The sequence below is a fragment of the Streptomyces sp. NPDC002181 genome, assembly GCF_042890485.1.
Taxonomy (GTDB): Bacteria; Actinomycetota; Actinomycetes; order Streptomycetales; family Streptomycetaceae; genus Streptomyces.
Genome location: NZ_JBIASC010000005.1, coordinates 150,283 through 172,453, shown reverse-complemented (window position 1 = coordinate 172,453; position 22,171 = coordinate 150,283). Strand labels below are relative to the sequence as shown.

Below are 22,171 nucleotides of genomic sequence, written 5' to 3'. Positions count from 1 at the left end.
GCGCCCATGCCACGCCGTGACAGGGGCTTTCCCGAAATTACCCCCCTTCTGATAACCCTCAGTCGTTCAGGGGGAGTTGCACCACCAGCAGTTTGCCCGCCATCGTGACCCCGCCGTCCATCGCGATGGCGAGCCCCTCCGCGTACACGTGCGGCCCGGTCACGGCCTCCGGGCCGCGCGACGCGTCGCCGTCCTCGGTGCCCACCTCGCCCAGCAGGTACGGGATCGGGCTGTGCCCGTGCACGACGCGGCCGCCGCCGTAGGTGTCGAGGAGTTCGCGTACGGCCTGGGGGCCGGTCTCCTCGTCGCGGAACGCGAACCGCTTGGTGAACTTGCGGAACAGGTCCCAGGTGATGTCGGCGTCGTTGCGGTTGAGCAGCTCGTGGATGGTGTCGTTCACGTCCTCGACGGAGTCGCCGTAGTCGAGGTACGCGGTCGTGTCGGAATGGAGCAGCAGGTGCCCGTCCTCCAGCACGGCCGCGTCCAGCCGCTGCATCCACTGCAGGTGTACGTCCTCCAGGCGCTCCATGTCGGTGCGCTGGCCGCCGTTGAGGAGCCAGGCGGCCTGGAAGGTGGCGGTGCCCGCGCCCGAGGCGACCGGGGTGTCGCCGAACCGCTTGGCGCCGATGAGCAGCAGCTCGTGGTTGCCCATGAGGGCCTTGCAGTAGCCGCCGGCGGCGGCCGCCTCGGCGGACAGCCGCATCACGAGGTCGATGACGCCGATGCCGTCGGGGCCGCGGTCGGTGAAGTCACCGAGGAACCAGATGCGTGCGTTGCCGGCCGACCAGCGGCGGTCCGCGTCGATGAGGCCTTGCGCCTGGAGTTCGTGGACGAGCTCGTCCAGATAGCCGTGGACGTCGCCGACGACGTACAGCGGTCCGGGGCCCGCCGCCTGGGACTCCTGGGGTACGTACTGGACCTGGACGGTGTCGCCCGGTCCGCCGCGGCCGATGACCGGCAGATCGCGCTGGGTGGGGGTGTAGCCACCGTCGTAGACCTCGTCGGTCCCGTCCCCGTCGGCCGGGGCCGGTCCCCCGGGGTCGGGGGTCTGGCCGGCGGGCGGCTGCGGGGGTACGGAGGGCTGGGGCGGTACGGACGGCTGAGGGGGCAGGGGCGCGCCCTCCCCGTAGTACGCGGGGTACTCGCCGTACACCGGGGCCTCTTCGGGAAGCGCGCCGGGCACGCCGTACGGGACGGGCTCGGCGACCGGAACCCGGAAGTCCCGCAGCGTCTCCGTCCGCATCGCGGGTCCCTGACCGGCCCCCTGAGTCATCGACCCCTCCACCACCGTCGCGCTGCCGTACACCTGCGGACCCTCCTGGCCTCCTGAGCGGAGGGTCCGTGATGTCGTGCGCCCATCATAGGAATGCGGCTCGCGCTCTGTGACGCACCAGGGGTGGTGAATCCTGGGCGGAACCAGTAGTTCCTGCCGCTTTCTCCCGAAATGGGTGTTGCGGAAATCCCCAGCGGGACCGTCAGCCCCGCCGGTATCGCGCCGCGGCGGTCAGTCCTTGGCCGGAGAACGGGGCGGGCTGACGGTCGTACGGGGCTGCCTGCGCTGCGAGGAAGTGCGGATGATCAGCTCGGTCGGGACCACCTGTTCGACCGGGCGGCCGGTGTCGACCCCCTCGATGGCATCGATCAGCAGCTGTACGACGGCGGTGCCGATGCGGCGCGGTTTGAGGGAGAGGGTGGTGATGGGAGGTTCGGTGTTGGCGTACACGGTGGACTCGCTGCAGCAGACGAGCAGCAGGTCCTCGGGAACGCGCAGGCCGTAGCGCCGGGCGGCGGCGAGGAGATCGGTCCCGTTGGGGTCGAAGAGCCCGTAGACGGCGTCGGGCCGGTCGGGCCGGGCGAGCAGGCGGTCCGCGGCGACGGCGCCCGCGCACGGGTCGTGGGCGGGGTAGGACTCGTAGACGGGGTCCTGGCCGACGCGCTCGCACCAGCTGAGGTAGGCGGTGGTCGACAGCCGGGTGTAGGTGTCCGTGGTGGTGCCGGTCAGCAGCCCGATCCGGCGGGCGCCGGCGGCGGCGAGGTGGTCGAGCAGATTGAGTACGGCGGCCTCGTGGTCGTTGTCGACCCAGGCGGTGACGGGGAGGGAGCCTGCCGGGCGGCCGTCGGAGACGACGGGGAGGCCCTGGCGGACCAGTTCGCTGACGACGGGATCGTGGTCGGAGGGGTCGATGACGACGGTGCCGTCGAGGGCCACGTTGGACCACACGTCGTGTCGGGAGGTGGCGGGGAGGATGACGAGGGCGTAGCCGCGGGCGAGCGCGGCGGAGGTGGCGGCCCTGGCCATCTCGGCGAAGTACGCGAATTCGGTGAAGGTGAAAGGTTCATCCCCGTACGTGGTCACGGTCAGGCCGATGAGGCCCGATTTGCCCGTACGGAGGGTGCGGGCCGCGGCGGAAGGGCGGTAGCCCAGCCGGTCGGCGACCTCGCGAACGTGGCGGCGGGTGGCGTCCGGCAGCCGCCCCTTGCCATTGAGCGCGTCGGAGACGGTCGTGATCGAGACGCCCGCCGCGGCGGCCACGTCCCTGATGCCGGCCCGGCCCTGTCGGCCGGCGGCCCGCCGGGTGGTCTCGGTCCGGCTCACCTGATGCTTCCCTGCTGCTGTCATGGCGAGCCGATAGTAGGGCTCGGCGGGGTGGGTGGTCCGGGTGCATATGCACGCGTTGACAGGCACGATTCTGCATGGTTCGCCACCCCCAATGACCTTGGAAATGAAGGAATTTGAGCGCGGAGAGTGAGCGGGGCGTTTGTCGGCGGGTACGGGCATGCCAAAGCGGTGTGGTCTCGGGACGGTCTCAACTCACCTGTACGAGGGATGCGCGCCACGGCGCGGGCCACCGGCGTGCGCATATATGCGCACGCTCCCCCGCAATCCTGGCGCCGCCCATTTTCGGAAGAGCGGAATCCTCATAAGGTGAGCAGTATTGAGTCGACGGCGACGTCGTACGGGACGGTCGAGGAGGACCTGCGGTGAGCGAGAAGAGCCCGAAGCTGCGCGCCGAGCTGGACGGCATTCCCACCTACAAGCCCGGGAAGCCCGCTGCCGCGGGCGGGCCCGTCGCGTACAAGCTGTCCTCGAACGAGAACCCGTACCCGCCGCTGTCCGGGGTGCTGGAGACCGCCGTCGCGGCGGCCGGACAGTTCAACCGCTACCCCGACATGGCCTGCACGGGCCTGGTGAACGAGCTCGCCGAGCGGTTCGGGGTGCCGGTCGAGCACATCGCCACGGGCACCGGCTCCGTGGGCGTGGCCCAGTCGCTGATCCAGTCGACGGCCGGCCCGGGCGACGAGGTCATCTACGCCTGGCGCTCCTTCGAGGCCTACCCGATCATCACGCAGATCTCGGGAGCCACGTCCGTGCAGGTCCCGCTGACCGACGGGGACGTGCACGACCTCGACGCGATGTTCGACGCGATCACCGAGCGGACCCGGCTGATCTTCGTCTGCAACCCCAACAACCCCACGGGCACCGCCGTGCGCCGCGCCGAGCTGGAGCGGTTCCTGGACCGGGTGCCCTCCGACATCCTCGTGGTCCTCGACGAGGCGTACAAGGAGTTCGTCCGCGACACCGAGGTGCCGGACGGCATCGAGCTCTATCGCAGCCGCCCGAACGTCTGCGTGCTGCGTACGTTCTCCAAGGCGTACGGGCTGGCCGGCCTGCGGGTGGGCTTCGCGGTGGCGCACGAGCCCGTGGCGGCGGCTCTGCGCAAGACGGCGGTGCCGTTCGGCGTCAGCCAGCTCGCCCAGGACGCCGCGGTCGCCTCGCTGCGGGCCGAGGACGAGCTGATGGGCCGGGTCGGGGCACTGGTGGGCGAGCGCGCCCGGGTCCACAAGACGCTGCTCGGCCAGGGCTGGACGGTGCCGGACACGCAGGCGAACTTCGTGTGGATGCGGCTGGGAGAGCGCACCGCCGAGTTCGCGGCGGCTTGCGAGAAGGCCGGTGTGGTGGTCCGGCCCTTCGCGGGCGAGGGCCTGCGGGTCACGATCGGTGAGCCCGAGGCGAACGACATCTTCCTGCACACGGCCGAGGCCTTCTTCAAGGAGATGTAGCTCTCGGGCTCCAAGGAGACGGAGCCCTGGGGGACCGCGTGAGCCGTGAGCGGCTACGCGAGTTCCACGCGGATCGGGTCGCCGTCGCGGACGGTGGACAGCAGGCGGGGGTCGCCCTCGAACGAGCCGAGCACATTGCACGGGCTCGCCAGGCGGCTCTCGCCTGCGCGCGATATGGGCGTGGGTCCGTAGGGCAGCGCGAGCGCGTCGCCCTCGGTCCAGTACGCGACCGTGCCCGGGTCGACGACCTGCCGGGCGTCGTGTTCCAGCGCCACGGAGACGCCGGTGTCGAAGTAGACCTCCTCGCCCCAGGTATTGGCGGAGGCGGAAATCGGGAGTGCCTCGGCCAGCGCCTTGCTGGTCGGGGTCTCGTCCAGGGTGGCCGTGAGCTGGCCCGCGGGCCAGGAGATACGAATCCTCATGGGCGGCATTCAACAATCTGTTGAATGCCTTGGCTAGGGGGACCCCGGCTGAAACGCACCGGAGCCGGTACGACATAATGCTTGTGAATGTGAACGCGTTCACAAGCGTGTCATGCTTCATCCCGTATTGGGTGGGGCAGGCCAGGCAAACTGCGGCAGTACCACGGCGCACCGAAGGAGACGACGACGTGGACGTAGCTTTGGCGCCAGAGACGTTGGCCCGATGGCAGTTCGGCATCACCACCGTCTACCACTTCCTCTTCGTCCCACTGACGATCTCGCTCGCCGCGCTGACGGCGGGCCTTCAGACCGCCTGGGTACGTTCGGAGAAGGAGAAGTACCTCAGAGCCACCAAGTTCTGGGGCAAGCTCTTCTTGATCAATATCGCCATGGGCGTCGTCACGGGCATCGTGCAGGAGTTCCAGTTCGGCATGAACTGGTCCGATTACTCGCGCTTCGTCGGGGACATCTTCGGCGCGCCGCTGGCTTTCGAGGCGCTCATCGCCTTCTTCTTCGAGTCGACGTTCATCGGGCTGTGGATCTTCGGCTGGGACAAGCTGCCCAAGAAGATCCACCTGGCCTGTATCTGGATGGTCTCCATCGGAACCGTCCTCTCGGCCTACTTCATCCTCGCGGCCAATTCCTGGATGCAGCACCCGGTCGGCTACCGGATCAACGAGGAGCGGGGCCGGGCCGAGCTCACCGATTTCTGGCTGGTCCTCACCCAGAACACCGCGCTGACCCAGTTCTTCCACACCATCACGGCGGCCTTCCTGGTCGGCGGCGCCTTCATGGTCGGCATTTCCGCCTTCCACCTGGCCCGCAAGAAGCACGTCCCCGTGATGCGGACCTCGCTGCGGCTCGGCCTGATCACCCTGATCATCGCCGGCATGGGCACCGCCATCAGCGGTGACCTGCTCGGCAAGGTGATGTTCAAGCAGCAGCCGATGAAGATGGCCGCCGCCGAGGCGCTCTGGGACGGCGAGGCGCCCGCGCCCTTCTCCGTCTTCGCCTACGGAGACGTCGAGAAGGGCCACAACAAGGTCGCGATAGAGATCCCGGGCCTGCTGTCCTTCCTGGCCAACGACGACTTCACCTCCTTCGTCCCCGGCATCAACGACGTCAACAAGGCCGAACAGGAGAAGTTCGGACCCGGCGACTACCGGCCCAACATCCCCGTCGCCTACTGGGGCTTCCGCTGGATGATCGGCTTCGGCATGGCCTCGCTCGCCGTCGGCGTGCTGGGGCTCTGGCTCACCCGGAAGAAGTTCATGCTGCCTCCGGGGCTGCGCACCGGCGAGGACGAGGTTCCTCACCTGGTCCTCTTCAAGAAGGCGCTGAGCCCCCGGTTCGCCACCTGGTACTGGATCGTCGCCCTCTGGACCATGGGCTTCCCGCTCATCGCCAACTCCTGGGGCTGGATCTTCACCGAGATGGGCCGCCAGCCCTGGGTGGTCTACGGAGTGCTGCGCACCCGCGACGCGGTCTCGCCCCACGTGTCCCAGGCCGAGGTGCTCACCTCGATGATCGGCTTCACGCTCCTGTACGCCGTGCTCGCGGTGATCGAAGTGAGGCTGCTGGTGAAGTACGTGAAGATCGGCCCGCCCGAGCTGACCGAGGCCGACGTCAACCCGCCCACCAAGATCGGCGGGGACGACAAGAACCCCGACCGGCCGATGGCCTTCTCCTACTGAGGCTGAGGGGACCCCACCATGCAACTCCATGACGTCTGGTTCGTGCTCATCGCCGTCCTGTGGACCGGCTACTTCTTCCTGGAGGGCTTCGACTTCGGGGTCGGAGTCCTGACCAAGCTCCTCGCCCGCGACCGCAAGGAGAAGCGGGTTCTGATCAACACGATCGGACCCGTGTGGGACGGCAACGAGGTCTGGCTGCTCACCGCGGGCGGTGCCACCTTCGCCGCCTTCCCCGAGTGGTACGCCACCCTCTTCTCGGGCTTCTACCTGCCGCTCCTGCTCATCCTGGTCTGTCTGATCATCCGCGGTGTCGCCTTCGAATACCGCCACAAGCGGGACGAGGAGCGCTGGCAGACCAACTGGGAACACGCCATCTTCTGGACCTCGCTGATCCCCGCGTTCCTGTGGGGCGTGGCCTTCGCGAACATCGTGCGCGGAGTGAAGATCGACCAGCAGATGGACTACGTCGGCAACCTCTTCGACCTGCTGAACGTCTACTCCCTCCTCGGCGGCCTCGTCACCCTCACCCTCTTCACCTTCCACGGCGCGGTGTTCACCTCGCTCAAGACGGTCGGGGACATCCGGGAGCGTTCGCGCACGCTGGCGACCCGGCTGGGTGTGCTCACCGCCGTGCTGGCCCTCGTCTTCCTGATCTGGACGCAGGTCTCGCGCGGTGACGGCAAGAGCCTGATCGCCATGGTCGTCGCCGTCCTGGCGCTGGTCGGAGCCCTGGGCTTCAACCTGGCGGGCCGCGAGGGCTGGTCGTTCGCCCTGTCCGGCGTCACCATCGCGGCCGTGGTCGCGATGCTCTTCCTGACGCTCTTCCCGAACGTGATGCCGTCCTCGCTGAACGAGGCCTGGAACCTCACGGTCACCAACGCCTCGTCCAGCCCGTACACCCTGAAGATCATGACCTGGTGCGCGGGCGTGGCCACGCCGCTCGTCCTGCTCTACCAGGGCTGGACGTACTGGGTGTTCCGCAAGCGGATCGGTACGCAGCACATCGCCGATGCCCACTGATCCCTGACCCTGCTGCCCGACCCTGTTCTGGGGGATGTTTCACGTGAAACCGATCGATCCGCGCCTGCTCCGGTACGCCCGCTCCACCCGCCTCTTCCTGGCGGCCGTGGTGGCCCTGGGACTTGCCGGGGCGGGGCTGGTCATCGGTCAGGCGATGCTGATCGCCGAGATCGTGGTCGGCGCCTTCGAGCGGGGACTGGACGGCGACGCGCTGCGGACCCCGCTGCTGTTGCTCGCGGCGGTCGCGCTGGGGCGCGGCTTGCTCGCCTGGCTCACGGAGCTGGCCGCCCACCGGGCCAGCGCGGCGGTCAAATCGCAGCTGCGCGGCCGCCTGCTGGACCGGGCCGCGGATCTGGGGCCCGGCTGGCTGAGTGGACAGCGGACCGGATCGCTGGTGGCGCTGGCCACCAGGGGCGTGGACGCCCTCGACGACTACTTCTCCCGCTACCTCCCCCAGCTGGGGCTCGCGGTGGTCGTCCCGGTGGCGGTCCTCGCCCGGATCGTCACCGAGGACTGGGTCTCGGCGGCCATCATCGTCGTCACCCTGCCGCTGATTCCTCTGTTCATGGTGCTGATCGGCATGGCCACCCAGTCCCGGATGGACCGGCAGTGGCGGCTGCTGTCCCGGCTGTCGGGGCACTTCCTGGACGTGGTGGCCGGGCTGCCGACGCTGAAGGTCTTCGGCCGGGCCAAAGCCCAGGCCGAGTCGATCCGCAAGATCACCGACGACTACCGGCAGGCGACGGTACGGACCCTGCGCATCGCCTTCCTCTCCTCCTTCGCCCTGGAACTGCTGGCGACGCTGTCGGTGGCGCTGGTCGCCGTGACCATCGGCATGCGGCTGGTCCACGGGGAGCTTGACCTCTACACCGGGCTGGTCATCCTGATCCTGGCGCCCGAGGCGTACCTGCCGCTGCGCCAGGTCGGGGCGCAGTACCACGCGGCCGCCGAGGGGCTGGCCGCCGCGGAGGAGATCTTCGAGGTGCTCCAGACCCCGGTCACCGCCTCCGGCGGCGTGGCCCCGGTGCCGGCCGACGGGCTGCGGATCGAGATCGAGGGGGTCGCGGTCCGCCACGAGGGCCGCGGTGAGGACTCGCCGGGACCGGTCTCGCTGGCGGTCGGGCCCGGGGAGTGCGTCGCCCTCATCGGGCCGAGCGGGGCGGGCAAGTCCACCCTGCTCCACGTGCTGCTGGGCTTCGTCGAGCCGACCGCGGGGCGGGTGCGGATCGGCGGCGCGGACCTCGCCTCGCTGTCGCTCGAACAGTGGCGGGAGCGGATCGCGTGGGTTCCGCAGCGGCCGCACCTGTTCGCCGGGACGATCGCGCAGAACGTACGACTGGCCCGCCCCGACGCTTCCGCGGAGGCCGTGGCGGGGGCGCTGAAGGACGCCGGGGCCTGGGAGTTCGTCGCCGCGCTGCCGCGCGGTGTCGAGACGGAGCTCGGGGAAGGCGGGGTCGGGCTCTCCGCCGGACAGCGCCAGCGGCTGGCACTTGCGCGGGCGTTCCTCGCGGACCGTCCGGTGCTGCTGCTCGACGAGCCGACCGCTGCCCTCGACGGTGAGACCGAAGGGGCCGTCGTGGACGCCGTACGACGCCTCGCGGTGGGGCGGACCGTGTTGCTGGTCGTCCACCGTCCTGCGCTGCTGGCCGTGGCCGACCGCGTGGTGCGGGTGGGCGCGGAGGCTGCGGTGCCGGGCGAGGCGGGGCTGCTGCCGGCTCCCTCCGCCGACCGGGCAGGGATCGCCCCGGCGGCCTCGGGCCGCCTCGGAGGGGAGCGCGCGGGGCCGGCCGGCCCCGGGGAGTGGATCCTCGGCCGCGCCCCCGAGAGGGCCGCCAAGGCAGGCGGCGCCGATGCGGGCGGCGGCGATCCGCTCCGGCGGGTACGCGCCGCGGCCAAGGCATGGCAGGGGCGGTTCCGGCTCGGGTTGCTGCTGGGGGCCCTGGCCGTCGGGTGCAGCGTCGGGCTGATGGCCGTCTCCGGATGGCTCATCTCGCGGGCATCCGAACAGCCGCCGGTGCTCTACCTGATGGTGGCCGTCACGGCCACGCGGACCTTCGGGCTCGGGAGGGCCGTCTTCCGGTACGCGGAGCGGCTCGTCTCCCATGACGCCGTGCTGCGGATGCTCGCCGACGTGCGGGTGTCGGTCTTCCGCAGGCTGGAGCGCATCGCGCCGGCCGGTCTGCGCGAGCAGCGCCGCGGGGACCTCCTGGCCCGCCTGGTGGCCGACGCCGACTCCCTCCAGGACTACTGGCTGCGCTGGCTGCTGCCGGTGGGCACCGCGGTGCTCGTGGGCACCGGCTCGGTCGCCTTCACCGCCTGGCTGCTGCCCGGGGCGGGTGCCGCGCTCGCCGTCGGGCTGCTCGCCGCCGGGGTCGGAGTGCCGCTGGTCAGCGGAGCCTGCGCCCGGCGTGCGGAGCGGCGGCTCGCGCCCGCCCGGGGGGAACTCGCCGTGCGGGTGGCCGATCTGCTGACCGGGACCGCCGAGCTGACCGTCGCCGGCGCGCTGGCCGGGCGGAAGGACTCCGCGAAGGAGAGTGACAGGACGCTGACCGCCATCTCCGCACGGGGAGCCGCCGCCACCGGGCTCGGGAGCGGGCTGACCGCCCTCGTGTGCGGGCTGACCGTGGTGGTCGCCGCGGCCCTGGCCGCCGAGGCCGTGCACGGTGGACGGCTGTCCGGGGTGGCCATGGCCGTGGCCGTGCTGACCCCGCTCGCCGCCTTCGAGGCGGTCAATGGGCTTCCGCAGGCCGTCCAGTACCGGCAGCGGGTGCGCCGGAGCGCCGAGCGGATCCACGAGGTCCTCGACGCTCCCGTCCCGGTCGCCGAGCCGGAGCGGCCGGCCGCGGTGCCGGCCTCGCCGTTCCCGCTGCGGCTGACCGGACTCGCCGCCCGGCATCCCGGGCAGGAGCGGAACGCGCTGCACGGGCTGGACCTCACCCTGGAGGCCGGCCGGCGGATCGCCGTCGTCGGCTCCTCGGGTGCGGGCAAGACCTCGCTGGCCCAGGTCCTGCTGCGGTTCCTGGACCTGTCGGAGGGCACGTACAGCCTGGGCGGCACCGACGCGCGCACGCTCGACGGCGACGAGGTCCGCCGGATGGTGGGCCTGTGCGCCCAGGACGCACACCTCTTCGACAGCTCGGTACGGGAGAACCTGCGGCTGGCCCGGACCGGGGCGAGCGAGGAGCAGCTGCGGGAGGCCCTGGCGGCGGCCCGGCTGCTGGAGTGGGCCGAGGGCCTTCCGGACGGGCTGGACACGCTGGTGGGTGAGCACGGCGAGCGGATCTCCGGCGGCCAGCGCCAGCGCCTGGCACTGGCGAGGGCGCTGCTCGCCGACTTCCCCGTCCTCGTCCTCGACGAGCCGGCCGAGCACCTGGACCTGGCCACCGCGGACGCCCTGACGGCGGATCTGCTCGCCGCCACCGAGGGGCGCACGACCGTGCTGATCACGCACCGGCTGGCGGGCCTGGAGGCGGTCGACGAAGTGCTCGTACTGGACCGCGGAGCGGTCGTGCAGCGCGGTACGTACGCGGAGCTGGCCGCGGCCGAAGGGCCGCTGCGCAACCTGCTGGAGCGGGAGCGGGCCGCCGACGGGGCCCTGGCCGACTTTCCCCGGTAAAAGGGACTAACTAGTCTCAAGGGCATGTCAGTGCAGGAGTCGCAGGAACCGCCGGAGTCCTCACCGGGAACACCGGACCCGCTGGAAGCGGCCACCCAGGCCACCCGAAGTCTGCAGGGCCTCTCCACCGAGCTCACGGCCCGGGTTCCGCAACTGCTGGAGGCCATGCGCTCCGTCGGCACCGGACTCGAACTGCACTCCACCCTCGATCGCATCTGCGAGACGGCGGCCGAGCTCGCGGACGCCCGGTACGCGGCGATCGGCGTCGTCGACACCGAGGGCCGCGGGCTGTCGGACTTCGTCACCTTCGGGATCGACGCCGAGACGGCCCGGAAGATCGGGCACCGGCCGGACGGCAAGCGGGGCCTGCTCGGCGCGCTGATCTCCCACCCCGACACGGTGCAGCTCGCCGATCTCACGAAGGATCCGCGCTCGGCCGGGTTCCCGAAGCACCACCCGCCCATGAAGACCTTCCTCGGTGTCCCGATCCGGGTGCAGGGGGAGATCTTCGGCAATCTGTACCTCGCCGAGAAGAACGGCGGCGGCCGGTTCAACGACTACGACATCCACATGGTCCGGGTCCTGGCCACCGAGGCGGGCATCGCCATCGGCAACGCCCGGCTGTACGAGGCCGCCACCCAGCGGGAGCGGTGGATCGACGGCTCGGTGGCCGTCACGACCGCCCTGCTGTCGGGCGGGGACGCGGACGACGCGCTGTCGGTGGTGGCCGAGCAGGCACGCCACCTGGCCGACTCCGCCGCCGGGATCGTGATGCTGCCGGCTGAGGACGGCGGTATGGAGATCGTCGCGGTCTCCGCCGAGAGCGCGGCCACCTCCCTCGGTCTGGTGATCCCTGCCGAGAGCCCTGTGGTGGCGAAGCTGTTGGAGGGTGAGCCGGTCTTCGTGGAGGACGCCGCCAGCGACCCTCGCATGATCAGTCGGCTGACCAGCCAGTACGGGCCCTGCATGATGCTGCCGCTGCACAGCGGCGGGCGGGTGCTGGGCGCGCTGGTCACCCCGCGGGCCCGCGGCAAGAGGCAGTTCAGCGAGGCGGAGCGGACCCTGGCCACCCAGTTCGCCTCCCAGGCGGCGCTCGCGCTGATGATGGCGGAGGCGCAGCGCGACCGGGAGCGGCTGGCGGTGTTCGAGGACCGCGACCGGATCGCGCGGGACCTGCACGATCTGGTCATCCAGAGGCTGTTCGCCACCGGGATGATGCTGGAGGGCGCCCAGCGGCGGTCCGTCGTCCCCGAGGTGGTCGACGGAGTCGGCAAGGCCGTGGACGAGCTGGACGTGACGATCCAGGAGATCCGTACCGCGATCTTCGCGCTCCAGCAGGGACCGGCAGAGGCTCCGTCGGGACTGCGCACCCGGGTCCTGCGGGAGATCAACATGGCCGCGGTGCCGCTGGGCTTCAAGCCGGCGCACCGCTTCCTCGGCCCGGTCGACACGATGGTCGGCGAGCTGGTGGGCAAGAACCTGATCGCGGCGCTGCGCGAGGCCCTGTCGAACGCCTTCCGGCATGCGGAGGCGTCCCGGATCGAGGTGGTCGTGGACTGCACCGGCACGCTGGCCGACGGGAGGCCCGGGGTGCGCCTGGAGGTCGCCGACGACGGGGTGGGCATTCCCGAGGGCGGCCGGCGCAGCGGGCTGCGAAACCTGCGCCGGCGGGCCGAATCGCTGGGCGGATCGAGTTCGTACGGCCCCGGCATCGGGGAGGACGGCACCGGGACCACCCTGGTGTGGGAGGCCCCGCTCTGACGTCTAGCGCTGGTGCGCGGCGCGTTCCGCGAGGATGCGCTCGATGACGACGGCGACGCCGTCCTCGTTGTTGGCGACCGTGCGTCCGGAGGCGGCCGCGATCACGTCCGGGTGGGCGTTGCCCATCGCGTACGAGGTGCCCGCCCAGCGCAGCATCTCCACGTCGTTCGGCATGTCCCCGAAGGCGACGACCTCGGCAGGGGAGATACCGCGCTCGGCGCAGCACAGCTCCAGGGTGCTGGCCTTGGAGACCCCGAGCCCGCTGATCTCCAGCAGGGCGGTCGGGCTGGAGCGGGTGATCGACGCGTAGGCGCCGGCGGCGGAGCGGGCGAGCGCCAGGAACTCGTCCGGGGCCAGCTCGGCGTGGTGCGCGAGCAGCTTGAGGACGGGAGCGGCGGTGTCGTCGGCCTCCTCCTCCAGCAGTTTCTCGGCCGTTGCCACGTGGGCACCCGGGTCCTGGAAGAAGGGCGGGTACAGCGGCTCGTAGTTGATGCCGGTCGTCATCTCGACCGCGAAGGAGGTGCCCGGCGCGGCGGCGCGCAGCGTCTCCACGACCCTCAGCGCCGTGGCCCGCGGCAGTGCGCGCACCTGTACGAACTCCCGCCCCGCGTGGAGATCGACCACCGCGGCCCCGTTCGCGCAGATCGCCAGGCCGTGGCCGTGGACGTGGTCGCTGACCACGTCCATCCAGCGGGCCGGGCGGCCGGTCACGAAGAAGACCTCGATCCCTGCCTCCTCGGCGGCGGCGAGCGCGGCGACCGTGCGGAGCGAGACGGATTTGTCGTCGCGCAGCAGGGTGCCGTCGAGGTCGGTGGCGATGAGCCGGGGAGCGGGGGTTGGCCCGTCCGGGCGCTGGGGAGCCGAGGTCACGGATCCATCTTCACCCATGGCTCTGCGACAGCCGACCAGAGCGGGCCGGGCACCCGCGTCGGATGGCGATGTTTCTCCCCCGCCCGCCGCAGTGCGGATGCCCGTGGTGAAGGGGCGACGGGCGATGTTTCACGTGAAACATGAGCGGAGCCGTAGGCTCGAACGCATGAGTCTGCGTCTGAGCACTGTGATCCTCCCGGTACGCCCGTGGCGTGAGGGCGGCCGTGACCAGTGGGTGCGAGCCGAGAGGCTCGGGTTCCACACCGCTTACACCTACGACCACCTGACCTGGCGGTCCTTCCGGGACAAGCCCTGGTTTGGCGCGATCCCGACCCTGACCGCGGCGGCCGCCGCCACCGAGAAGCTGCGCCTGGGCACGCTCGTGACCTCGCCGAACTTCCGGCACCCGGTGACGCTGGCCAAGGAACTCATGTCCCTGGACGACATCTCCGGCGGCCGCTTCACCCTCGGTATCGGCGCCGGCGGCAACGGGTTCGATGCCACCGCGCTCGGTCAGGACCCCTGGACCCCGCGCGAGCGCGCGGACCGCTTCGCGGAGTTCGTGCCGCTGCTGGACCGGCTGCTCACCGAGGCCGAGATCAGTGAATCCGGCACGTTCTACTCCGCAGAGGAGGCCCGCAATCTCCCCGGCTGCGTGCAGCGGCCGCGCCTGCCCTTCGCCGTCGCCGGGAACGGTCCGCGGGGCATGAAGCTGGCGGCCGCCCACGGCCAGGCCTGGGTGACCACCGGCGATCCGAAGCTCTTCGACGAGGGCACCCCCGAGCAGTCGGTGGAGGCCATCCGCGGCCAGCTGGCCCGGCTCGACAAGGCATGCGCCGAGATCGGCCGCGCGTCCGAGCCGATGGACAAGATCCTGCTGACCGGCTTCACTCCGGACCGCAACACGATGCTGGACTCCGTCGACGCGTTCGTCGACTTCGCAGGCAACCACCGGGAACTCGGCATCACCGAGATCGTGATCCACGCCCCGATCCCGGACTCCGAGTTCGCGGCCGACGAGAACGTCTTCGAGAAGATCGCCACCGAGGGCCTGGCCCAGCTGAACGGCTGAGGCGAAGACGACTGCCCCCGCCGCCACCGGGCGGCGGGGGCACCGTGGTCAGGACCGCAGGCTGTCGAGGGAGGACCGGGCGCGCTCCAGGAGCCCGTCCGGGACGACCCCTTCGGGCATGGCCCCGAGTTCCTCGACCAGCGCCGCGAGCCGGGTGGCTCCCGCGTCCGCGCGACCGATCTCCTGCTCGGTCCAGGCCGCGTACTGCACGCACTGGAGCCGGTCCCCCAAGTGGTCCGGACCCAGTTCCGCGTACAGCTCACCGGCGCGCGCGGTCAGCTCGATCTCCTCCAGCCTCAGCGCCTCGATGTCGGCGTCCACGTCGGCGCGGGGGAAACCCCCGCCGTTCCCGTCGTCCCCGCTGACTTCCCCGGCCTCGTCCTCGTCGTCCTCGTCGTCCTCGTAGTCCTCGGACTGCTCGTGCGAGGTGACCCGCCAGTCGAGCACCTGCGCCAGCTGGAGCCAGGTCTGGGCGAGCTCCGCCCGCAGCGGCGAGGCCTGTCCCTCGGAGGACCCGGCGTCCGCGGCGTGCTCGGTCAGCGCAGCCTCCAGGACCCCGCAGGCCTGCTGCATCAGCTCTCGTGCACGTGCCCACGCCGCCGCACCGGCGCCTCCCCGCGGAGCCAGCCAGGCCAGGGAGCGCAGGATCCGCACCTCGGCGATCGGTGCATCCCCCGTCACGCGGAACAGCTCCAGGGACCGCTCGTACGCGGCGGTCGCCTCCTGGTCCATGCGCGCGGCGGACAGCTGTTCCGCCGCGGCCTGCGCCAGAGCGGCCTGTGGGCGGGTGTCCTCCCAGCCCTTGGCCACCTCCGCCGCCAGCAGGTATTGCTCCGCCGCTGCCCGGGGGTCGTTCAGCTGCCGCAGCAGATCGCCGAGGAACTCCCGCACGGACACGGCCTGTCCCTCGCCGTGCTCCAGCAGATCGGGCAGCGTCGACTGCAGCACCTCCGCCGCGTCGGCGTGCCTGCCCTCCCGCGCGTACGCCCGGGCCAGCACCAGCCGGGCCTGCGCCCCGCCGTCCGCGGTCAGACCCGCCTGGTCGAACCAGTGCGCGGCGGTCAGGGCGTGCTCGGCCGCCTCCGCCGCCGCGTCGGCCCGGCGCAGCAGGATGTCCGCCAGGGTGAGCCGAACGACGCCGTGCGTCTCGGGCTCCGTCACCTCCGCCGAGTGTTCCAGCGCGGAACGCGCCGCTTCCTGCGCCTCCTCGGGCCGGTCCAGCGACATCAGCACACCGGCCCGCAGCACCAGCGCGTCCACCGCCTGCCAGGGCAGGCCAGCCGCCACCGCGCGCGCCGCGGACGCGGCCAGGAACGGCAGGGCCCGCTCGGGCTCCCCCTGCGACAGCGCGACGCGGCCCAGCATCTCCTCGGCTTCGGCCGCCAGGTCGGGCAGCGCTTCCTCGTACGCGGTGACGAAGGCGCCGAGTTCGGCGGCCAGCTCACCGTGTCCGTGGTCCTGGCCCGGCGCGTGGAGGTGCGCGTGCTCGGGGCCCTCCTCCAGCGAGCGCAGGTACGACTCCACCCGGATCGACGACAGCTCCGCCAGTGCGATCCGGCGCCCGCGCAGCGGCTCGTCCGCGTCCAGGGCCTCGGCGGCCTTCAGGGCAACCGCCAGCAGCTCCCGGATCCGCTGAGGCTCGGCCCCGGACTGCGCGGCCGCGCTCGCGAGCCGCAGCTGCGCCAGTGCCGCGCGCTCCGCCTGCCGGAGCTCCCGGTAGCGGTCGCGGACCGCCTCCAGCAGCTCCGCCGCGTTTGCGGCGCCGCCGCGCGCCGCCGTCAGCGCCCGGTGGTCGGCGACATCGGCCGCGAGCAGCGGGTCCACCTCGTCCGCCGGGCGCGCGTCCACCCGTACGGCGACCTCGGCCCAGAGCGCGTCCGCGGCCGGGTGCCGCTGTTCCCGGGCCTGTCGGGCCCGCTCCACCAGTTCCGCCACATCGGCTGCGGGCACCGGGGAGACGGCCGCCGCCGCAGGGGTGGTCACGGCGGCCGTCGGCCGCGGCAGCGCCGAGCTGCGCACGCCCAGCGGCAGTACGCCGACCAGCGGCTCCCGCCCGATCCGGGCGAGGAAGCGCTCGGATACCCGGGTGGTGCCGTTGCGCGCGTCGAACCGGTGGGCGATCTCCAGCGAGCTCGCGCGCAGCACCTCGTGCAGTTCGGACACCGTGTGCGGGACGCCCTCGTACGGGACGGCGGGGCTCTGGCCGTGCCCCAGCTCCGTCAGCCGGCGCAGCAGTACGAGGATGCCGCCGTGGAAGGCCAGCTGGTCGTCGACGTTGACCAGCGGGCTCATGTGGGCGGCATGCTCCGCGAGGATCTCCAGACCGCGCGACTCGTTGCCGCTCAGGGCGCAGAACTCGATGTGCTTGCCGATCGAGGGCAGCAGGCTCTCGTTGCCGCGGGCCATGCGGTAGCCGCGCACGTGGTGCGAACGGGCCTCGTCCGAGCGGCCCAGGCGCAGCAGCGGCAGCAGTGAAGTGGCGAGCAGCCGGTGGGGTTCCTCGGCGCAGGTCCGCTCGCCGGCCAGCACCGGCTGCCAGAGCTCCAGGGCCCGGGCGTCCTCCCCGCGCAGTACGGCGTACGCACCCTGTCCGTTGAGCTCGCAGGCGTGGCAGTCGCTCATGTCGTCGCGTTCGGCCGCCAGCCAGGCCCGGTGCGCCCGCTCGGCCCGGTCGTCGTCGCCGATCGCGTCGGCGAGCCACAGCTCGGACTCGCGGACCGGCCGCTCGCTGTAGCCCGCGACCCGGTAGCGGCGCTCCATCTCGTCCAGCCAGCCGACGGCGGACTGGAGCGGGATCTCGGGGGAATCGCTGATGGCCGTGGCCACCCACTTGAACTGCCAGAACAGCGAGTGGGCGTCCCACCGGTCGAAGGCGCCGGGGTCCTTGTCGTACTCCTGGAGCAGCCGGGCGAAGGGCACCAGCATCTTGGAGGACTCGGCACTCCAGAGGTAGGCGTTGATCAGGTTGTCCAGGGCCTTGCGGAACAGGGGCCCGTCACCGATCGCCTCCGCCGCGCCCACGAGCACTTCGGCGTGCGCGTTGCGTGCGGTTCCGTTCGGGGAGCTCCTGTTCTCGACCAGGCCCTGCTCGATCTCCTCGCTCGTCAGCATGGTCACTTCTGTCCCTCCTGGGAGTCGGTGGAGTGGGTCGCCCATTCGAGGAGGCCGAGGAAGGCCCGGTTGAGCAGCGTGGAGTCGGAGGGGCGCAGCGGCCGCTGGGACATCAGCAGCGCCTGCCCGTACAGCGATTCGACGGCCGTGCCGGTCAGGGCCTCGTCGGGCAGGGCCGACATCCGGCGGATCAGCGGGTTGTTGTGGTTGAGCACCAGGCGGGCGCGCGGGGCGGAGCCGCGCAGCGCTCCGAGGATTCCGCTCCACAGGGAGTCGGCGCTGTCCAGCGCCGCCGTGCGGTCGCGCTCCTGGCGGGCCTGGCGGTCGTCGAGGTAGAGGGCGGGGACGGAGACGGGCTGGAAGGCGCGCAGCACGACATCGCAGCCCTGGGCCTCCAGACGGGTGCGCGCCGTGGACAGGAAGGGTGCGAGGGCCAGTTCGGCGGAGGTCGGGACCGGGTCGAGCCGCTCGGTGACGGCGCCGGCGTCCAGCTCCGTGACCTTGAGGTCCGGCCGGACGGCGGGCAGCAGGGCGAGAAGGTCGGCGTCGTATGTGTATCCCGCGTTGATGACGCCGAGGCCGTGGGCCGCGGCGATCGGGGCGATCTGGCGGAACTCCTCGACGGTGCGCGTGAAGTGGATCTCGGTGTGCGCGGCCGTGAACTCCTGGAGGCTCATGGAGCCCTCGCTCGTCTCGAACGGCAGCCAGGGCAGCATCAGGCCGAGCAGCTCGGCGTCGTGCCGTGCCAGGGACTTCACCCCGAGGTGATGGACGCTCAGGAAGGCGGCGAGGCGCTCCGGTTCGCTCGCGGCGAGCTCTGCGAGCCAGGCCCGGACCCGGGCGCCGAGAGCCTCCCGTACGGCGGAGAGGGTCTCGTCGTCGTACAGGTTCTCGCGCGAGGCCGTGGGTCGCAGGGTGTCGGTGTCGATGACCGCGCGGATGAAGAAGGCCCAGTCCGGCAGGAGGTTGTCGGCGTGGTCCGTGAGCAGCATGCCCTTGAGGTGGACGCGGTGTCCGGCCCGGTGGGCGGGACTGGTCGGCTCGGGGAGGACGTACGCGACCCCGCGGACCCCGGCGACGGGCAGGTCGAGGTCGATGCTGTCGAGCGGGGTGAAGCCGAAGAGCTGTGCGCAGTGGCCGGCGAGGGCGACGCGGCGCGCGGCGGGGGTGGGGAAGGGGCGGTCCCACACGGCGGGCCGGTCGGTGATGCCCCGCGGCTCACCGCTCCCGCCGGCCGTGCCCTCGTCCTCGTTCCCGGCATCGCCTTCGGTGAAGGTGATGTCGTACGGGAGCAGGGAGCCGTAGTCGCGGGCCAGCTGCTCGACCTTGGCGGGGACGGTCCACTCCTCGGCACCCGGGCGGGCCTGGAGGATCACGGTGGTGCCGGGCTCCCGGCGTGCCTCGTCGGGCAGTTCGCGGACGGTGTACGAGCCGTCGTCCGTGGCCAGCCATTCGACGGGCGCGGCCTGGGGGTCGCGGGCGGAGCGGGTGATGACGCGGATCTGGCGGGCCACGACGAAGCACGCGAGCAGGCCGATGCCGAACTGGCCGAGGAACTCCCGGCGGGTGGTCTCCAGGCCGTGGTCGCCGCCGCGCTTGGAGCTGCGGCCGATGGTGGCGAGGAGGGAGTGGGCCTCGGCGGCGGTCAGGCCGATGCCGCTGTCCTCGATGGTCACCCGGCCCGCGGTCGCCGACAGGCGGATGCGGATTTCCGCCTCCGGGTGGAGTGCCTGGCGGGCGGTGACGGCGTCCACCGCGTTCTGCAGCAGCTCGCGGACGTAGACGCGCGGGCTGGAGTAGAGGTGGTGGGAGAGCAGGTCGACCAGGCCGCGCAGATCGACTTGGAAGCTGCCGGCGGCGGGGTCGGAGTGGGTGGAGGAAGAGGATGCGGACGTCATGGGGCGTCACCTCGCGTGCTCGCATGGATGGTTCGGCGATCGCGAGGTGCCCCCCTCACGGACCGGAATGAGGAACAGAGTAGGGGGATGATCTGACAATCTCGTCTTGAATTCCCGCGCTAGGAGAAGCGCAGGAACTGCGGCGGTACGGCGTCCGCCAGCCACACCCCGTTGGCGCTGATACGGAACACGTGCCCGGCCGCGCGCATCGCTCCCGCGTCCACGGCGAGCACGACCGGCCGGCCGCGCCGAGCGCCCACGCGGGTCGCCGTCTCCCGGTCGGGGGACAGGTGCACGTGGTGGCGGGCCATGGGGCGCAGGCCCTCGGCGCGGATCGCGTCCAGGGCGGCGGCGACGGTGCCGTGGTAGAGGTACGCGGGCGGTTCGGCCTCCGGCAGGCCCAGGTCCACGGGAACGGTGTGTCCCTGGCTGGCGCGGATGCGGGTGCCCTCGACGGCGAACCGCTGCTTGTCGTTGGCCGCGACGACGTGGTCGAGCTCGGCGCGGCTGATCGGGAATCGGTGGGCGGCGGCCGCGGCCAGGAGATCGCCGATCTCCACCCAGCCCTGCGGGTCGAGCACCAGTCCGATGCGTTCAGGCTGATGCCGCAGGTGTTTCGAGACGTATTTGGACACCTTCACGGTGCGTCTGTCGTCCATGGGACCAGCTTGCCGGGTCGGGCGGGGGGCGAGCAGGGATTTATCGGGGCTCCGCCGCCCTGGGGCGCCGCGGAACCCCTCTACCGCGTTTCCAAGATACGGAATACATTTTCCGCTGTACTTCTGCCCAGGGGGAGAACCCATGACAATCCACGCTTCCCTGCCGCGCCGCGCGGTCGCCGAGCTCGTCGGCACCGCCGGCCTCCTCGTGGTCGTGATCGGTTCCGGTATCCAGGCCGCAGGCCTCAGCCGTGACGCCGGTGTCGCGCTCGTCGCCAACTCGCTCGCCTCGGCCATCGGCCTCGGCCTGATCATCACCCTCTTCGGGCCGCTGTCCGGAGCCCACCTCAACCCGGTCGTCACCCTCACCTCCTGGTGGGCCCGGCGCACCGGCGGCGAGGGACTCGGCGGCCGGGAGGCCCTCGTCTACACCGCAGCCCAGACCGCCGGGGCCATCGGCGGGGCCGTGCTCGCCGAGGTGATGTTCGGCCGCGCGCCCGGTACCTTCTCCACGCAGATCCGCAGCGGTGGTCACCTGCTCGTCGGCGAGGTCGTCGCCACGGCCGGGCTCGTCCTCGTCATCCAGGGCCTGGAGCGCATCGGGCGAGCGAAGCTGATCCCCGCCGCGGTCGCCGCGTACATCGCCGCCGCGATCTGGTTCACCTCGTCCGGCTCCTTCGCCAACCCGGCGGGCACCATCGGGCGGGCCTTCAGCGACTCGTTCACCGGGATCGCCCCGCAGTCGCTGCCCGGATTCGTCGCGGCCCAGGTGGTCGGCGGGGTCCTTGGGCTGGCCCTCTCCGCGCTCCTGTACGGGAGCGCCCGGCCCGGTGCGCAGGAGGAGCCGGCGGCGTTGTCCACAGAGTTGCCCACAGGCAATACCGACTTGTCCACAGCTGGTTGGGCTGGTTTTGCGGGCAAACGAGTGATCCGCCCTGTGGACTACTGAGCGGGTGCTGCCGGCCGTTACCCACCGGCCGTCACCCGCACGCCGTCACCCGCACGCCATCACTCGCGCGCCGTTACCCGCCCGCGCGGCGCGCCAGTTCGTTCATCGTCCGGGCCTGGAGCTCCCGCTCCGTGGCGGCCCGGACGAACTCCCCCACGTGCTCGGCGCCGACCAGCTCCTGCACCGCCCGTACGGTCTCCGCCGGCAGGGCCACCGGCGCCGGGCCCGAGGGCTGCGGGGCGCCGGCAGCCCCCAGGTGGCGCTGCAGGTGCCGGGTCGCGAACAGCCGCATCGCCCGCGCCAGCTCGGCGTCCACCGTCTGCTGGGCCAGGGGGCGCAGTCTCCGTACCATCGTCGCCGCCTCCGCCGCGTCGGCGTCGGTCGGCGGGACCTCCCCGAGGTAGCGGGCGAAGACGTGCTCGGTGGTGAACTCCAGGAACCGCGAGGCGATGTGCTCCACCTGCCCGCGCAGCTCCCGCAGGTGGCCGGTGATCGCCGGCAGCGGCACCCCGGCCGCGTACAGCTCGGCGGCCACCGCCAGCTCCTGGGGGGAGGGCACCAGGAACTCGTCCGGGCGTCCCTCGATCGCCTCCAGCACCCCCAGCTCGCACGCCTCACCCACCGCGTCGTCGTCGGGCCGGCCGCCGAACCGCTCGTTCAGCTCGGCCCGGCTGATCCGGGCGGCCTCCTCGTCGGTCCACGGCCCGTGAACCTCGGCGACGAGCCCCAGCACGCCGCCGAGCCCGCGCCCGGCGTCCCAGGCCTCCAGAAGTTCCTTGATGGAGGCCAGGGTGTAGCCGCGGTCCAGCAGATCTGCGATCTGGCGCAGCCGTGCCAGATGCGTGTCCCGGTAGACGTTGGAGCGGCCGCGCCGTTCCGGCTTCGGCAGCAGCCCACGGTCCTGGTACGCCCTGATCGTGCGCACCGTCGCCCCGCTGTGGTGTGCGAGATCCTCGATCCGGTACTCGGCCACCGCCTGTTCTGACAATCCCGGCTCCCTACGACATGGCGGCTCGGCCGACCGCGGCCGCCGCGGC

The 22,171-nt window shown here is 71.8% G+C and carries 15 protein-coding genes; 7 read left to right on the top strand and 8 right to left on the bottom strand.

Features of this window, described 5'->3' with window-relative positions; genetic code table 11:
• Nucleotides 1-58: 58 nt before the first annotated feature.
• Nucleotides 59-1,288, bottom strand: a complete 1,230-nt coding sequence (locus ACFYXV_RS15795) for a metallophosphoesterase (RefSeq protein ID WP_385463883.1) — start codon at nt 1,286-1,288, stop codon at nt 59-61.
• A 216-nt stretch (nt 1,289-1,504) separates the two neighbouring features.
• Nucleotides 1,505-2,620, bottom strand: coding sequence for a LacI family DNA-binding transcriptional regulator (locus tag ACFYXV_RS15790; RefSeq protein WP_383336898.1), 1,116 nt, complete (start codon nt 2,618-2,620; stop codon nt 1,505-1,507).
• Nucleotides 2,621-2,982: 362 nt separating this feature from the next.
• Here ACFYXV_RS15790 and hisC point away from each other — a divergent pair, with 362 nt between their 5' ends.
• Nucleotides 2,983-4,062 (top strand): histidinol-phosphate transaminase, encoded by a 1,080-nt coding sequence (gene hisC / locus ACFYXV_RS15785; RefSeq protein ID WP_385463686.1) that lies wholly within the window; start codon nt 2,983-2,985, stop codon nt 4,060-4,062.
• A 53-nt stretch (nt 4,063-4,115) separates the two neighbouring features.
• On the opposite strand, the gene ACFYXV_RS15780 is transcribed toward hisC, so the two are convergent.
• Entirely contained in the window at nt 4,116-4,484 is a 369-nt protein-coding gene (locus ACFYXV_RS15780) for a cyclophilin-like fold protein (protein WP_389383155.1), read from the bottom strand.
• A gap of 188 nt (nt 4,485-4,672) precedes the next feature.
• Here ACFYXV_RS15780 and ACFYXV_RS15775 point away from each other — a divergent pair, with 188 nt between their 5' ends.
• The 4 genes from ACFYXV_RS15775 to ACFYXV_RS15760 are packed head-to-tail and all read left to right on the top strand — an operon-like array spanning nt 4,673 to nt 12,575.
• Nucleotides 4,673-6,178 (top strand): cytochrome ubiquinol oxidase subunit I, encoded by a 1,506-nt coding sequence (locus tag ACFYXV_RS15775; RefSeq protein ID WP_389383154.1) that lies wholly within the window; start codon nt 4,673-4,675, stop codon nt 6,176-6,178.
• Between the two features lie 18 nt (nt 6,179-6,196).
• Nucleotides 6,197-7,198, top strand: coding sequence for a cytochrome d ubiquinol oxidase subunit II (gene cydB / locus ACFYXV_RS15770; protein WP_385463693.1), 1,002 nt, complete (start codon nt 6,197-6,199; stop codon nt 7,196-7,198).
• A 43-nt stretch (nt 7,199-7,241) separates the two neighbouring features.
• Complete coding sequence (gene cydD / locus ACFYXV_RS15765; protein ID WP_389383152.1) at nt 7,242-10,814, top strand: thiol reductant ABC exporter subunit CydD; 3,573 nt, start codon at nt 7,242-7,244, stop codon at nt 10,812-10,814.
• Nucleotides 10,815-10,838: 24 nt separating this feature from the next.
• A complete protein-coding gene (locus ACFYXV_RS15760; protein WP_385463700.1) occupies nt 10,839-12,575 on the top strand; it encodes a GAF domain-containing sensor histidine kinase in 1,737 nt (578 codons plus the stop codon).
• Between the two features lie 3 nt (nt 12,576-12,578).
• Here the strand turns inward: ACFYXV_RS15760 and ACFYXV_RS15755 are convergent, their stop codons facing one another.
• A complete protein-coding gene (locus ACFYXV_RS15755) occupies nt 12,579-13,463 on the bottom strand; it encodes a Cof-type HAD-IIB family hydrolase (protein WP_385463703.1) in 885 nt (294 codons plus the stop codon).
• Nucleotides 13,464-13,611: 148 nt separating this feature from the next.
• Between ACFYXV_RS15755 and ACFYXV_RS15750 the strand changes: the two genes are divergently transcribed.
• Entirely contained in the window at nt 13,612-14,517 is a 906-nt protein-coding gene (locus ACFYXV_RS15750; RefSeq protein WP_389383151.1) for an LLM class flavin-dependent oxidoreductase, read from the top strand.
• A 48-nt stretch (nt 14,518-14,565) separates the two neighbouring features.
• On the opposite strand, the gene ACFYXV_RS15745 is transcribed toward ACFYXV_RS15750, so the two are convergent.
• The 3 genes from ACFYXV_RS15745 to ACFYXV_RS15735 form a co-directional block, all read right to left on the bottom strand.
• Nucleotides 14,566-17,634 (bottom strand): tetratricopeptide repeat protein, encoded by a 3,069-nt coding sequence (locus ACFYXV_RS15745; RefSeq protein WP_389383149.1) that lies wholly within the window; start codon nt 17,632-17,634, stop codon nt 14,566-14,568.
• Nucleotides 17,631-19,526: an HSP90 family protein gene (locus tag ACFYXV_RS15740; RefSeq protein ID WP_389383148.1), complete on the bottom strand. Its 1,896-nt coding sequence runs from the start codon at nt 19,524-19,526 to the stop codon at nt 17,631-17,633. Before ACFYXV_RS15740 ends, ACFYXV_RS15745 begins: the two co-directional genes overlap by 4 nt.
• A 119-nt stretch (nt 19,527-19,645) precedes the next feature.
• Nucleotides 19,646-20,185: an RNA 2'-phosphotransferase gene (locus ACFYXV_RS15735; RefSeq protein WP_385463715.1), complete on the bottom strand. Its 540-nt coding sequence runs from the start codon at nt 20,183-20,185 to the stop codon at nt 19,646-19,648.
• Nucleotides 20,186-20,327: 142 nt separating this feature from the next.
• Between ACFYXV_RS15735 and ACFYXV_RS15730 the strand changes: the two genes are divergently transcribed.
• Nucleotides 20,328-21,134, top strand: coding sequence for an aquaporin (locus tag ACFYXV_RS15730; protein WP_385463718.1), 807 nt, complete (start codon nt 20,328-20,330; stop codon nt 21,132-21,134).
• A 73-nt stretch (nt 21,135-21,207) separates the two neighbouring features.
• Here ACFYXV_RS15730 and ACFYXV_RS15725 read toward each other — a convergent pair whose 3' ends face one another.
• Entirely contained in the window at nt 21,208-22,122 is a 915-nt protein-coding gene (locus tag ACFYXV_RS15725; protein ID WP_385463721.1) for a MerR family transcriptional regulator, read from the bottom strand.
• Between the last annotated feature and the right edge of the window lie 49 nt (nt 22,123-22,171).

What these genes read in the sequence shown, in the direction of transcription:
- ACFYXV_RS15790 (WP_383336898.1), bottom strand. Translation starts at nt 2,620, where the DNA reads ATGACAGCAGCAGGGAAGCATCAGGTGAGCCGGACCGAGACCACCCGG.
- ACFYXV_RS15750 (WP_389383151.1), top strand. Translation starts at nt 13,612, where the DNA reads ATGAGTCTGCGTCTGAGCACTGTGATCCTCCCGGTACGCCCGTGGCGT.
- cydB (WP_385463693.1), top strand. Translation starts at nt 6,197, where the DNA reads ATGCAACTCCATGACGTCTGGTTCGTGCTCATCGCCGTCCTGTGGACC.
- ACFYXV_RS15760 (WP_385463700.1), top strand. Translation starts at nt 10,839, where the DNA reads ATGTCAGTGCAGGAGTCGCAGGAACCGCCGGAGTCCTCACCGGGAACA.
- ACFYXV_RS15730 (WP_385463718.1), top strand. Translation starts at nt 20,328, where the DNA reads ATGACAATCCACGCTTCCCTGCCGCGCCGCGCGGTCGCCGAGCTCGTC.
- ACFYXV_RS15735 (WP_385463715.1), bottom strand. Translation starts at nt 20,185, where the DNA reads ATGGACGACAGACGCACCGTGAAGGTGTCCAAATACGTCTCGAAACAC.
- ACFYXV_RS15740 (WP_389383148.1), bottom strand. Translation starts at nt 19,526, where the DNA reads ATGACGTCCGCATCCTCTTCCTCCACCCACTCCGACCCCGCCGCCGGC.
- ACFYXV_RS15755 (WP_385463703.1), bottom strand. Translation starts at nt 13,463, where the DNA reads ATGGGTGAAGATGGATCCGTGACCTCGGCTCCCCAGCGCCCGGACGGG.
- ACFYXV_RS15780 (WP_389383155.1), bottom strand. Translation starts at nt 4,484, where the DNA reads ATGAGGATTCGTATCTCCTGGCCCGCGGGCCAGCTCACGGCCACCCTG.